This window comes from Mesorhizobium sp. M7A.F.Ca.AU.002.02.1.1 (assembly GCF_003998535.1).
Taxonomy (GTDB): Bacteria; Pseudomonadota; Alphaproteobacteria; order Rhizobiales; family Rhizobiaceae; genus Mesorhizobium; species Mesorhizobium ciceri.
Map to the genome: position 1 here is coordinate 1 of NZ_RZPB01000132.1, position 11,221 is coordinate 11,221.

16 protein-coding genes are annotated in these 11,221 nt (G+C 64.8%); 6 read left to right on the top strand and 10 right to left on the bottom strand.

Going from position 1 to position 11,221, the window contains the following annotated elements; translation table 11 throughout:
* From EN879_RS11060 to EN879_RS11070, 3 genes are all read right to left on the bottom strand, one after another.
* A partial coding sequence (locus tag EN879_RS11060) for a saccharopine dehydrogenase C-terminal domain-containing protein (protein WP_127274054.1) occupies positions 1-965 on the bottom strand: 965 nt, incomplete at its 3' end.
* Positions 962-1,462, bottom strand: a complete 501-nt coding sequence (locus tag EN879_RS11065) for an Lrp/AsnC family transcriptional regulator (RefSeq protein WP_024501775.1) — start codon at positions 1,460-1,462, stop codon at positions 962-964. The genes EN879_RS11060 and EN879_RS11065, both read right to left, overlap by 4 nt.
* Positions 1,463-1,593: 131 nt before the next feature.
* Positions 1,594-2,466 (bottom strand): LysR substrate-binding domain-containing protein, encoded by an 873-nt coding sequence (locus EN879_RS11070; protein WP_063170296.1) that lies wholly within the window; start codon positions 2,464-2,466, stop codon positions 1,594-1,596.
* A 137-nt stretch (positions 2,467-2,603) separates the two neighbouring features.
* Here EN879_RS11070 and EN879_RS11075 point away from each other — a divergent pair, with 137 nt between their 5' ends.
* Both EN879_RS11075 and EN879_RS11080 read left to right on the top strand, forming a co-directional pair.
* Positions 2,604-2,810: a hypothetical protein gene (locus EN879_RS11075; RefSeq protein ID WP_063168653.1), complete on the top strand. Its 207-nt coding sequence runs from the start codon at positions 2,604-2,606 to the stop codon at positions 2,808-2,810.
* Positions 2,811-2,831: 21 nt separating this feature from the next.
* Positions 2,832-3,581, top strand: coding sequence for a sulfite exporter TauE/SafE family protein (locus tag EN879_RS11080; protein WP_063168652.1), 750 nt, complete (start codon positions 2,832-2,834; stop codon positions 3,579-3,581).
* Positions 3,582-3,616: 35 nt separating this feature from the next.
* Here the strand turns inward: EN879_RS11080 and EN879_RS11085 are convergent, their stop codons facing one another.
* The 3 genes from EN879_RS11085 to EN879_RS11095 form a co-directional block, all read right to left on the bottom strand.
* Positions 3,617-4,111 carry a GNAT family N-acetyltransferase gene (locus EN879_RS11085; protein ID WP_063168651.1) on the bottom strand — a complete coding sequence of 165 codons (495 nt, stop codon included), beginning with the start codon at positions 4,109-4,111 and terminating at the stop codon, positions 3,617-3,619.
* Positions 4,108-4,398 carry a DUF1778 domain-containing protein gene (locus tag EN879_RS11090; protein WP_013530564.1) on the bottom strand — a complete coding sequence of 97 codons (291 nt, stop codon included), beginning with the start codon at positions 4,396-4,398 and terminating at the stop codon, positions 4,108-4,110. Before EN879_RS11090 ends, EN879_RS11085 begins: the two co-directional genes overlap by 4 nt.
* Positions 4,399-4,484: 86 nt before the next feature.
* On the bottom strand, positions 4,485-4,934 hold the full coding sequence (locus EN879_RS11095) for a universal stress protein (protein ID WP_027160859.1): 450 nt from the start codon (positions 4,932-4,934) through the stop codon (positions 4,485-4,487).
* A 208-nt stretch (positions 4,935-5,142) separates the two neighbouring features.
* On the opposite strand from EN879_RS11095, the gene EN879_RS11100 reads away from it, so the two are divergent.
* A complete protein-coding gene (locus tag EN879_RS11100) occupies positions 5,143-5,724 on the top strand; it encodes a histidine phosphatase family protein (RefSeq protein ID WP_063168650.1) in 582 nt (193 codons plus the stop codon).
* Positions 5,725-5,754: 30 nt separating this feature from the next.
* Here EN879_RS11100 and EN879_RS11105 read toward each other — a convergent pair whose 3' ends face one another.
* Together EN879_RS11105 and EN879_RS11110 are read right to left on the bottom strand one after the other, a co-directional pair.
* Complete coding sequence (locus tag EN879_RS11105; protein ID WP_013530567.1) at positions 5,755-6,156, bottom strand: VOC family protein; 402 nt, start codon at positions 6,154-6,156, stop codon at positions 5,755-5,757.
* A gap of 120 nt (positions 6,157-6,276) precedes the next feature.
* Positions 6,277-7,029 (bottom strand): pseudouridine synthase, encoded by a 753-nt coding sequence (locus tag EN879_RS11110; protein ID WP_063170295.1) that lies wholly within the window; start codon positions 7,027-7,029, stop codon positions 6,277-6,279.
* Positions 7,030-7,187: 158 nt separating this feature from the next.
* On the opposite strand from EN879_RS11110, the gene EN879_RS11115 reads away from it, so the two are divergent.
* Positions 7,188-7,634: an SRPBCC domain-containing protein gene (locus EN879_RS11115; protein ID WP_063168649.1), complete on the top strand. Its 447-nt coding sequence runs from the start codon at positions 7,188-7,190 to the stop codon at positions 7,632-7,634.
* 41 nt (positions 7,635-7,675) lie between these two features.
* Here the strand turns inward: EN879_RS11115 and EN879_RS11120 are convergent, their stop codons facing one another.
* A complete protein-coding gene (locus EN879_RS11120; RefSeq protein ID WP_063168648.1) occupies positions 7,676-8,518 on the bottom strand; it encodes a helix-turn-helix transcriptional regulator in 843 nt (280 codons plus the stop codon).
* Between the two features lie 78 nt (positions 8,519-8,596).
* Here EN879_RS11120 and EN879_RS11125 point away from each other — a divergent pair, with 78 nt between their 5' ends.
* The gene (locus EN879_RS11125; protein ID WP_063168647.1) at positions 8,597-9,481 is read left to right on the top strand and encodes an SDR family oxidoreductase; all 885 of its coding nucleotides are present in this window, start codon (positions 8,597-8,599) and stop codon (positions 9,479-9,481) included.
* Positions 9,482-9,570: 89 nt separating this feature from the next.
* On the opposite strand, the gene EN879_RS11130 is transcribed toward EN879_RS11125, so the two are convergent.
* Positions 9,571-10,269 carry a RibD family protein gene (locus EN879_RS11130; RefSeq protein ID WP_063168646.1) on the bottom strand — a complete coding sequence of 233 codons (699 nt, stop codon included), beginning with the start codon at positions 10,267-10,269 and terminating at the stop codon, positions 9,571-9,573.
* 125 nt (positions 10,270-10,394) lie between these two features.
* On the opposite strand from EN879_RS11130, the gene EN879_RS11135 reads away from it, so the two are divergent.
* Positions 10,395-10,958, top strand: coding sequence for a dienelactone hydrolase family protein (locus EN879_RS11135; protein ID WP_024501764.1), 564 nt, complete (start codon positions 10,395-10,397; stop codon positions 10,956-10,958).
* Positions 10,959-11,221 lie beyond the last annotated feature (263 nt).

Sequence of the window (11,221 nt, forward strand, 5' to 3'; positions counted from 1 at the left end):
TCGATGATCAGGTCCGACGTCACCGTCTTGGCGCGGCCGCCTTCGAGGCCGGAAAAGACATTGCGCATCACGCAAAGATCCTTTTCGCCGGGGCCGTATTGCAATTGCGGGCCGAGCAGCCGGCCAAGGAATTCGCGCGGGCTGTTGGAGGTGCCGGGCACCTTGTCCTCAGAGAGGAAACCGAGTTCCTTCAACGGCGCCCAGAAGGCCGACCATCCCGGCCAGCGCAGTGTGTAGCGGCCGGAGCGGCGCAGCCCTTTTGCGGCGTCCAGCATCTCGACATAGTGGAGCGCGTCGCCATTGGGGAAGGCTTCGAGCCTGCCGAGACCGGCAACCTCGATTTCATGGATGAACGGATTGTCGTGCTGCTGGCCGGCAGGCACCGCGACACGGTTCCCGTCCTCAATCATCACGCTGTCGCGGTTCTGGCTGACCAGGACCATGTCGAAATTCCAGCTCACCTTGTAGCACAGCGGCTTGGCCATCGCCTGCGGCTCGGGGATGCCGCCGCAATAGGAATCGATCGAAGAAATCGAGTCGAACTGCCTGGCGGCGCGCGCGTAGAGCACGAGGTCGATGCCGGGGTCGAGCCCGCATTCGGTCATGATCGAGACACCGGCCTGTTCGGCGGCCGGCGCCAGGTCGGCGATCGACTTGGCGTAATTGGTGGTGACCAGCGGCGTGCGCGTGGCAATCGCGGCCTTTACCGCCTCGCGCATCAGCGGCTGCGGCAACAGGTCGATGACGGCGTCGACATCATCAAGCACAGTGGCCAGGGCCTGGCCGATCGCGCCCTCAGGCACCACGAAGCGCACGCGGGCAAGATCGGTCAGGCCGGCAAGCCGGGCAGGGCCGTCCGGCGCGGTGTCGACGCAGACAATTTCCTCGACGCCGTCGCTGGCGACGAGGTCGGCGATTGCCGCCCGGCCTTGCAGGCCGAGGCCGCCGAGAACCGCGATCTTCATGCCGGCTCCTTGCGGTCGTCCGACCAGCAGCCTTCCGGCAGGCTGACCCATTTGTTGCAGGACGCCATGACGACGAAGGTCTCGCTGCGCACCACTTCGCCCGGCTCGCCGGCGCCGGGGATCAGTTCGCTGGTGACGCGGTAGAGATCGGCGACGTCACCGGCCACCGTCACGTCGACGATGATGTCGAAGCGTCCGGTGACCACCGAGGCCGAATTGACGAAAGGCAGTTCGGCAATGCGCTGCGCCAGTTCGCGGGCCCGGCCGCGCCCTTGGGCATTGATGCCGACAATGGCGGAGATCAGCTCGGGGCGCTCGGTCAGGTTCAGCAGCCCGACGATCTTGAGTAGGTTGCGGTCGAGCAGGTTGCGCAGCCGCGAGCGCACCGTCGGCACCGAAATCGCCAATATCTCGGCGATCCGGTTGATGCCCGGCTGGGCGTCCTGCGACAGCTGTTTGACCAGCCGCCGATCGGTCAGATCGAGATGTTCCCGCAAAGTCCCCGTCTTTCACAAAAGGAAAAAAGTTTGGCGATTTTTTTGCCAATGTGCAAACAAGCTACGTCACGAACATTTGAAAAGCAAGGCAATGATTCAGCGCTGATGGGGATAGGTGCTCGCTGTCCGGCTCACGCCAGCGCTGTCGCGAGCAATTTTGCCTGCGGTGTCAACTCGTCGAAGCGGCGGGCGCAGAGGTTGAGCTGGCGCGTTGCCCAGTCATCGGTCAGCCGCAGTGTGCGTAGCGTCCGCGCCGAGCGGCGGGCGGCACTTTCCGGCACGATGGCGATGCCGGCACCTTGCGCGACCAGCCGGCAGACATTGTCGAGGCCGGGAACGTGGATGCGGATATGCAGATGGCCGCCAAGGCGGGCCGCCTGGCGGGCGATGTGCTCCTGCAGCGCATGGCCGGTGCTGAGGCCGACGAAAGATTCGCCGAGAAGCTCAGTGAGGTTGACGGTGCGGCCTTCAAGGCCGGGCCGGTTTCGCGCGGCGATCACCACCAGCCGGTCGATGAAGAACGGTTTCTGCTCGAGGTGCGCAAGGCCGGCCCAGGTGGCGGCGATGCCGAGATCGGCCGCACCACTGGCCACGGCTTGCGCGATCTCATGGCTGGGGCGCTCGTCGAGCTCGATGTCGATGCCGGGATGCGCGACAAGGAAGGCGGGCAGGATCTCGCGCAGCAACTCGGCTGTGGCGGCGGTGTTGGCCATCAGCCGGACGCGGGCGCGCAGGCCGGTGGCATAGGCGGCGAGGTCGCCGGTCATCGCTTCGATCTGGTTCTGCACCGCGCGCGCATGATGCAGCAGCGCCTGTCCGGCCGCCGTCGGCACCACCCCACGGCGCCGGCGCTCCAGCAGCGGCGCGCCGAGCCGCTCCTCCATGCCCTTGATGCGGGCGCTGGCCGACGCCAGGGCCAGTCCGGCAAGCTCGGCGCCATGGGTGATGCTGCCGCGTTCGGCCACCAGCAGGAACAGGCGGAGATCGACCAGATCGAAGCGCATTCTCTTGCTCCTGCGAATATTCAGCGCCGGGAAGGCGGTCGGCCAACCAGCCTTCGTCGTGGCCGAAGGCTGGCAGCGCAACTTCCACATTGTGATCGGCCAGGATTTTCGTCAAACAGTTTCGAAGGAGAATTGCGATGAACGAACGAACATCAGGCCGGCTCGGCATTCTTGAAAGCACGGCGATCGTGCTGGCCATTGCGGTGGCCGGCCTTGCCATGGCGCGAGCGGGATCAGGCCTGCGGGGATGCGCGGCGACGGTCGTATCCACCAGCCGCGATGCGGCGCCGGCAAAGGCCGCCAGCCCGGATGCCGACGCAACCGATATGCTGCTGCATGACTGATCCGGCCCTGAAGATACGATCATGCTGAGCGCCGGCATCCTCGCCTGGATCGGCGCCGTGTTCCTCGCCGCCGGCTTCGTCAAGGGCGTCGTCGGCATGGGCCTGCCGACCGTTGCGATGGGCCTGCTGGCGGTGACGATGCCGCCGGCGCAGGCGGCTGCCCTGCTCTTGATCCCGTCGCTGGTTACCAACCTCTGGCAATTGCTGACCGGCCCGTCCTTCGCCCGGCTGTGCAAGCGGCTGTGGACGATGATGGCCGGCGTGATGCTCGGCACCGTTGCCGGCGCCGGCCTGCTGACCGGCACGCATACGGGCGCGGCCTCAGTGGGGCTGGGCGCCGCACTGGTGCTTTATGCGATCCTCGGCCTCGCCAAAGCCGGCTTCACCACGCCGGCGCGCCGCGAAGCCTTGATGTCACCGCTGGTCGGGGTGGCGACCGGGCTGGTCACCGGCGCCACCGGCGTCTTCGTCATCCCGGCGGTGCCCTATCTGCAGTCGCTGCGGCTGGAGAAAGAAGACCTGATCCAGGCGCTCGGCCTGTCCTTCACCGTGTCGACGGCGGCGCTCGCCATCGGGTTGTTCAAGGCAGGCGCCCTGGCGTCGCCGAGTGCGCAACTGGTGGGGTCGGTCGCAGCCCTTGTGCCGGCGCTGGCCGGCATGTTCGCCGGCCAGGCGCTGCGCCAGAAGATGAGCGTCGAGACCTTCCGCAAAGTGTTCTTCGCGGGGTTGCTGGCGCTTGGGGTCTATCTCGTGGGGGAGTTGGTGTTCTAGGCGCCGGACTTCCCCAGAGCACTGGCAGGAAGTCGTCAGCCAATGCTTTCGCTGAGATCAGCGAGCGTGACCATGAGTGTCAACGGCTCGACCGGCGAGGGCTCGAACCCGATGGTGATGTAGAAAGCTCGGGCATCGTCGGAAATCGCATGCACCACTATGCCTTTGATGCCCAGTATTTCAGCAGCCTGGAGAATTCGTAGACCGGCATCCCTTACCAGCGCCCGACCGATGCCCCGACCGTGATAGGCTTGGTCTACGGCCAACCTGCCTAGCACTGCGACGGGGATCGGATCGGGCATGTTGCGCCGGAAACGGCTGGAAGCTTCGACCATTTTCACGGCGCCGCTGGCAACGGCATAGTAGCCAATCACACGGTTGCCTTTGCAAGTCACATAGGTCCGGGATGCACCGCCCGCTTGATTGGTGCGAGCACGTTTTTTCAACCAATCGTCGAGCGCTGTAATGCCCGACGAAAATTCCCCGAGTTCGTGATGATCCGCGAGTGGAACCGGGACCGACAGCGTCACGCAGCTTCCCACGGAGCCTTTGTCGTCATCGTGCGGCGCAATCGGTCGTTGGGCTGCGGCGGCGCGTCGAGGCGTGCCAGAAACGCAGCGTAGACATCCGGTTCGACGGTAAACACGAGACGGTTGAGCAACGCTTCCTCAGCGGCGCGTTGCGAGGCTTCAAGCATGAAGTCGGTGCGATTCTTACCGAGCAATTCGGCTGCGCGGTCGATCAGATTGCGAACTTCCGGCTTGACGCGGATGTTGAGCGGAACGCTCTTCGGCACCGGATGATGTGACGTTGGCATGGACGGCTCCTTCGTTGCGCATATCTAGCACAGCGTAACGACATTGTCATTACCCGCTTCGATGGAGCATGCGATCCGTAGTAGCCCTACCGCACGACCAGCACCGGGATCTCCGTGTAGGACAGCACTTCCGCCGTCTGGCTGCCGAGGAGCAGCTTGCCTAGTCCGCGGCGGCCGTGCGAAGCCATGACGATCAGGTCGCAGCCCAGGGCCTGCGACAGTTCCAGAATGGCTTCGGCGGGCCTTTTGTCCTCGACATGCACGACCTCCGCCGAGACGCCGGCGGCGTCGGCCGATGCCTTGCACTTGTCGAGAACTTCCTTGGCGTATTTGCGCGCTTCTTCCTGATAGGCGGCCAGTTCATCGCCGGCGGCGTAGCCGGCCATGGCGCCGCCCCAGGCGAAGATCGGGAATTGTTCGGAGACGGTGATGAAAGTAACAGAGGCGCCGAGGCCCTTGGCCAATGTCAGGCCGTGGGTAACGCCCTTGTCGGCCAGTTCCGATCCGTCCGTGGCGATGAGCAAATGTTTGTACATGATGACATGACCTGTTGCGCAAGGGCCGATGCCCTTGAGGTGGCGGGAGCCTTGTGGAGGGCTGGCCTTGATATAGTTGCGGCCTCGGGCCGATCACAGGGCCGGCCCCGCCGCGGATCAAGGCCAGGCGACCACGCAGTCTTGTACCAAGCGGATTCCCCTTTGCCGCATCGTCGCCTAAGGTGCCGGTGACATTGAAAGGCAGTCCATGAGCAACCCGTATCCGCAAATCCATCTGGTCCGGCATGGTGAAACGGCATGGAGCCTTTCGGGGCAGCATACCGGCCGCACCGACATGCCGTTGACCCCGGTTGGCGAGGCCGCCGCGCGGGGTCTCGCGGACAGGCTCGAGGGCCTGTCTTTTTCGGCCGTATGGTCGAGCCCGTCGCAGCGCGCCTACAACACCAGCGTACTGGCCGGCTTCGGCGCGCAGAGCGTCAAGAAGGACGATCTGCAGGAGTGGGACTATGGCGCCTATGAGGGGCTGACGACAAAACAGATCCTGGCCGAGCGCCGCGGCTGGAATGTGTTTCGCGATGGGTGTCCAAAGGGCGAGATGGCGGCCGATGTCGGCGCGCGGGCCGACAGGATTATCGCTGGGCTGCGCGAGGCCAATGCCAGCATATTGGTGTTTTCCAGCGCGCATTTTCTGCGCGTGCTGGCGGCGCGCTGGATCGGGCTGCCGCCGGAGGGCGGCGCGCTGCTCGTGCTCGATACGGCCAGCATCAGCGTGCTCGGCTACGAGCATGATTTGAGCGAGCCGGTCATCCGGAAATGGAACCAGAAATAGAGCAGCTTCGGCCAGCGGCGCCGCTTACGCCTATCTGTCGAATTTCCTGATCGCCTCAGCGGTTACCGGCGTGAAGAAATTCACCAGATTGCCGTCAGGGTCGCGAAACAGCAGCGAGCGGTTGCCCCAGGGCATGGTGGTCGGCTTCTGCACAGTGATATTCCTGAGGAGGTCCGAGAGCCTGGCGAATTCAGCATCGACGTCGCCGACGCGGAACTCGATGATGGCGGTGTGGTTGTCGGCGGGGCGGGCGATGTCGCCGCCGAACAGCATCAAGGTGCGCGTGCTGCCGATCGCCAGCGTGCAGGTCGGCGTCGCCAGTTCGGCGAAGTCTTCCGTGTACACCGTCACGGGCATGCCGGTGATCTCACCGTAGAAGTGAACGAGACGCTGGACGTCCGACGTGATGATGCGGACGGAGACGAAATTCATTGCATTGGCTCCCTGATCGTTGAAGCCGTGGCCGGCTCCCATCCGACCTATAGGCCAGGCCTGCTGACAGCTTTCCGTCAGGAAGGATCGCCGTGCGCCTGCACCAGCGGCACGCCCTGCTTACCCCCTCAGCAGCGCCAACTCTTCTGCTGTCAAATGCCGTGCCGTACCCTTGGCGAGGTCGCCGAGCGGCAGGCGGCCGATAGCGATGCGGATGAGGCGCAGGACCTCGACGCCATGCGCGGCGAGCAGGCGACGGATGTGGCGGTTACGGCCTTCGTCGAGCACGATCTCCAGCCAGGCGGTGCGGCCGCCGCTGCGCAAGAGTTCGATCGAGCTGGCGGTCAGGGTCTCGCCGTCGACGGTCACGCCCGCGCGTAACGTCTCCAGCATCGCCTCGTCCGGCACCGTGCCGATCTGCACGTGATAGGTCTTGGGCAGATGCGAGGCCGGGTCCATCAGCCGGTTGGCAAACCGGGTGTCGTTGGTCATCAGCAGCATGCCTTCGCTGGCTTTGTCGAGCCGGCCTACCGGCGAGACGAAGGGCAGATCGAGCCCTTCCAGGCAGGCATAGACGGTGTCGCGCTGCTGCGGGTCGTCGCGGGTGGTGACCAGCCCGCGCGGCTTGTTGAGCATGAGGTAGACCTTGCGCTCGGCAACCACCGGCCTGTCGTCGACGACGATGCGGTCGCGGTCGAGGTCGACGCGCAGCGCCGCATCGCGCACCACCTTGCCGCCGACGCGCACGCGGCCTTCGGCGATCAGCACCTCGGCCTGTGTGCGCGAGCACAGGCCGAGCTTCGACAGCGCCCGGTTGAGACTGACGCCGGGCGCCCCCTGCCTGCCGCTCTGCCGTGTCTGCCGTGGTGTCATGGTGCCGTCTGCGCTGGTGGAGCCGACAGATGCCACGGGCTGCAATGGCTTCGCAAGCGTGGTGCTGTCTTCCTATACAGGGCAAGGGGCAATGGCGGCATCCGTACCGCCTGGAACAGCGATATTGTCGCCGCCGCATCCGCTATAATCTGCACCCCATGAGTGAGTCCGCTGCGCCGATAACCAAGACCGTCGTCATCGGTGCCGTGCCGGCCAAGGTCTGGCGGATACTAACGACGCCAGAAATGATCCCGCAATGGATGTCCGACGAGGAGTTGACCGTCAGCCTGCAAGGGCAGGCCGGCGGCGCGATCGTCATGCGCGGACTGCTGCACGGAATACCGTTCGAAAACCACGGCACCATCCGCACTTTTGAGCCGGGAATGAGCTTCGCCTACAGCTATTGGAGCACGCTGTCGGCCTCGCGTCTGGCGGACGTGCCCGAAAATCACACCGTGGTCAGCTTCGACCTGGCGCCGGCGGATGGGGGAACACTGTTGACACTGACGCTCAGCGACTTCGCCGAACCGGCGATCCGTCCGCACGCCAATCTCTACTGGGGACCGACCTTGCAGATCCTGAAGGCGGTCTGCGAGCGCGCTTGAGAGCGGGCGGGAGTCATCGCAGCGGATAGGTCGTCCCGCCCTTACTCTTTGGGGTGTCGGGTGAGGGCCAGCGTGCGAATACGGTCGGCGACGGCGCTGTCGACCGGGTTGTAGACGGTCAGGCTCAAATCCGGCCGGCCGTCGACCGCGAAGCCCGAATATTCCAGTTCGATATCGCCAAGTTCCGGGTGCTTCAGGCGCTTTGTCCCGTCGCCATGGCTGAGCACGCCGTTTTCCCGCCACAGGGCGGCAAACTCGGGGCTGGCGCTGCAGAGTTCGTCGACGAGTTCACGCACCTCGGAGACAGCACCGGCGCGTGCCGCATCGGCCCGGAACGCGCCCACCACGAAACGGGCGAGGTTTTGCCAGTCGTGCTGCCTGGCGCGGATATGGGGACTGAGGAACATGAAGCGCAGAATGTTGCGCTCGCCCTCGGGCAGGGTGCTGTAGTCGGTCAGCACGACCCTCGCGGCACGGTTCCAGGCAACGACGTCCCAGGTGGCGGTCCTGACTATGGCGGGGCTGGCATCGAGCGTGTCGATGAGGCGCTGCAGCCGGGGGCTGACGCCTTCGACGCCCCTGTAGCGGACCTCGGGCGGGCGCCCCAGCCCGAGCATGAAAAGATGTTCGCGCTCCGCCTCGGTCAGCAGCAGCCCCTTGGCGATGCGGTTGAGGACATCGGCCGAGGGTGCGCCGCCGCGGCCCTGTTCCAGCCATGTGTACCAGGTCGGGCTGATGTTGGCGCGCTGTGCGACCTCTTCGCGGCGCAGCCCCGGCGTGCGTCTGCGTCCGGAAAACCCGAATGATGCGGGATCAAGCCGGGTGCGCCGGTCTTTGAGGAACGCTGCTAGTGAGCCGGAATTGGAAGGCATCCTGTTAGCCATTATACCACGATAAGATCACTACTTTAATAGAATAATAGACCGGCAATATTACGCAGGCAACTGTACAGGAGATTTTGCATGCGTATCTTTCTCACCGGCGCGACCGGTTTCATCGGTTCCGCGATCGTTCCCGAACTCATCAAGGCAGGCCATCAGGTGGTCGGCGTGACCCGCTCCGACGCCGGCGCCGAGGCGCTGGCCGCCGCCGGTGCTGAAGTGCATCGCGGAACGCTCGAGGAGCCCGAAGGGCTGTGCGATGGCGCGGCCAAGGCGGACGGCGTGATCCACACGGCATTCGACCACGATTTTTCGCGGTTTGCCGAGAATTGCGAAAAGGACAAACGCGTCATCGCCGCACTGGGCGCCGCGCTCGCCGGCTCCGACCGGCCGCTGGTGATCACCTCTGGCGTCGGCATGGGCAGCCCCGGGCATGGCCAGTTGGCGATCGAGGACGTCTTCAACGCCAGCCATCCCAATCCGCGCATCGCCTCGGAGCTGGCCGGCAATGCCTTGCTGGACGCCGGCATCAATGTGTCGGTGGTGCGGCTGCCGCAGGTCCACAATCCGGTCAAGCAAGGCCTTATCACGCCGCTCATCGAGATCGCGCGTGAAAGGGGCGTCTCGGCCTATGTCGGCGACGGCCGCAATCGCTACTCCGCGGGCCACCTCCTCGATGCGGCGCGGCTTTACCGGCTCGCCGTGGAAAAGCGGCAGCCGGGCGCGCGCTATCACGCGGTCGGCGAGGAAGGTGTCGAAGTGCGCGCTATCGCCGAGGCGCTCGGCCGGGGTTTGAAATTGCCGGTGGTTTCCATTGCGCCGGAAAAGGCGGCGGAGCATTTCGGCTGGATGGCGATGTTCGCGCCGATGGATCTGCCGGCCTCCAGCGCTCTGACCCAGGCACGGCTCGGCTGGCACCCCACCGGCCCGACGCTGATCGCCGATCTCGACGCCATGCGGTATTGATGCGCTTAGCAACGCTCGAGGTGAGCCGAAGTCTCTGACTTCGTCAGCCCCGTCGCGGAGACCCTGGGCCACGCCGCGACCTTTCGGGATTATGCTCCAGGGCTGACCGCGTAGCGCAGATGGACGAGCCCATGCGCCAGCGCCTCGCAGCTCTTCAGGGACAGCTGCGTCTTGCCCGCCAGGCCGCTCTCGCCGAACTCGACGAAACCCTGATTGGCGGCCCGTCCGTCGATCGCGGGTGCAACGAGAAGGCTCAATTCATCGACGAGCCCGGCGGCGAGGAAGGAACCGTTGATGCTGGCGCCGCCCTCGAGCAGCAGCCGGCTTATGCCGAGTTCGCGTCCGAGGACCTCAAGCATCGCGGCGAGATCGATATCGCCGGTTTCCGCGACGATATAGGACACGCCGTCGGCGGCAAGCTCTGCCAAATGGCTGTCGGCAACGTCGCGCCCAAGCAGCACCACGACATGGTCGCCACCGATGTCGGGTTTGGAAAAATGAAGCTTGCCCGAGGCATCGAGCGCCACGGCATAACCCGCACCTATTTGCGCGAAATGATAGGGCCGGTCGACCTTGCCGGCATTGGCCGGCGGATGCGCGCCGGCCTTGCTCATCTCGGCCATGGTGACGCGCCCGACGATCCAGGCATCAGCCGCGAGATCATTATGGATGTGCTCGTAGAGGCTCGACCACTCGGCCCGGGTGCCATCGGGGCTCGAGGTATAGCGGCTGGGGTGGAGGCTGCCGTCAAGGGATGCCAGCATATGGCAGATGATTTGCGGCTTCATGTTGTTCTCCAGTCGAGTGCTTTGGGTTCAGTCCAAAGTAGTGCCACGCCGGGAGAATGGAAGCCGCACGCCTCATGACGTACCCAGCCGTTGAGACGGCATGTGCCGGCAGGTATCATGACCGGATGTCCGCGAACATAATCCTGTTTCATTCGGTTCTGGGGCTGCGCGAGCACGAGCGGCATCTCGCTGGAAAGCTGGGCGCCGCCGGTCACGCCGTTTCGCTGCCGGACCTCTATGCGGGCGTGGCGACGGACGATCTCGAGCAAGGCTTCGCGATCAAGGCGCGGATCGGCTGGGAGGTCATTTGCCAAAGGGCGCGCGATGCCCTGGCCTCGACGCCCGGCGATACGGTGCTGGCGGGGATTTCGATGGGTGCAGGCGTGGTCGCGTCAGTCTGGGCCTTGCGGCCGCTGACGGCCAAGGTGCTGCTGTTGCATGGGCTGGCAACCGTGCCTGCGAACATCCGGCCCGGCCTGCCGGTTCAATTGCATGTCGCCGACACCGATCCGTTCTTCCCCGAGCCGGATGTCCGCGCCTGGCAGCACGCCGCCGAGGCCGCGCAAACCGATGTGCGGATCTTCCGCTATCCAAACTCGGGACATTATTTCTCGGATCCAGCTCTGCCCGACTACAACGACACAGCCGCGGCGCTGCTTTGGCAGCGTGTTCTGGCGTTCCTGGATTGAGAAGCAGAGGGGCGGCCTTGCATTGGAGGTCTTCCGACAAAGCGGCCCCCACGCCGGAAATCCAAAATCCGACAATTCCGATAATTTGCCTGGCACCGCTGTTATATCGATGTTGCACAAATGGTTGGCCCTGGGTTAGCATCCCTGCGCAGGCGTCGGTGGGAGGCTCTTTTTACAGCGGCGGCCAGCTGGAGCGGCATGCGTTTTCGGGCGCAGGGAGGATGCTCCACACTTTGAACCGACGCATGATCCTTCCTGAAACC

What these genes read in the sequence shown, in the direction of transcription:
- EN879_RS11110 (WP_063170295.1), bottom strand. Translation starts at nt 7,029, where the DNA reads ATGACACCACGGCAGACACGGCAGAGCGGCAGGCAGGGGGCGCCCGGC.
- EN879_RS11125 (WP_063168647.1), top strand. Translation starts at nt 8,597, where the DNA reads ATGCGTATCTTTCTCACCGGCGCGACCGGTTTCATCGGTTCCGCGATC.
- EN879_RS11120 (WP_063168648.1), bottom strand. Translation starts at nt 8,518, where the DNA reads ATGGCTAACAGGATGCCTTCCAATTCCGGCTCACTAGCAGCGTTCCTC.
- EN879_RS11135 (WP_024501764.1), top strand. Translation starts at nt 10,395, where the DNA reads ATGTCCGCGAACATAATCCTGTTTCATTCGGTTCTGGGGCTGCGCGAG.
- EN879_RS11095 (WP_027160859.1), bottom strand. Translation starts at nt 4,934, where the DNA reads ATGTACAAACATTTGCTCATCGCCACGGACGGATCGGAACTGGCCGAC.
- EN879_RS11130 (WP_063168646.1), bottom strand. Translation starts at nt 10,269, where the DNA reads ATGAAGCCGCAAATCATCTGCCATATGCTGGCATCCCTTGACGGCAGC.
- EN879_RS11070 (WP_063170296.1), bottom strand. Translation starts at nt 2,466, where the DNA reads ATGCGCTTCGATCTGGTCGATCTCCGCCTGTTCCTGCTGGTGGCCGAA.
- EN879_RS11115 (WP_063168649.1), top strand. Translation starts at nt 7,188, where the DNA reads ATGAGTGAGTCCGCTGCGCCGATAACCAAGACCGTCGTCATCGGTGCC.
- EN879_RS11100 (WP_063168650.1), top strand. Translation starts at nt 5,143, where the DNA reads ATGAGCAACCCGTATCCGCAAATCCATCTGGTCCGGCATGGTGAAACG.
- EN879_RS11080 (WP_063168652.1), top strand. Translation starts at nt 2,832, where the DNA reads ATGCTGAGCGCCGGCATCCTCGCCTGGATCGGCGCCGTGTTCCTCGCC.
- EN879_RS11105 (WP_013530567.1), bottom strand. Translation starts at nt 6,156, where the DNA reads ATGAATTTCGTCTCCGTCCGCATCATCACGTCGGACGTCCAGCGTCTC.
- EN879_RS11075 (WP_063168653.1), top strand. Translation starts at nt 2,604, where the DNA reads ATGAACGAACGAACATCAGGCCGGCTCGGCATTCTTGAAAGCACGGCG.
- EN879_RS11090 (WP_013530564.1), bottom strand. Translation starts at nt 4,398, where the DNA reads ATGCCAACGTCACATCATCCGGTGCCGAAGAGCGTTCCGCTCAACATC.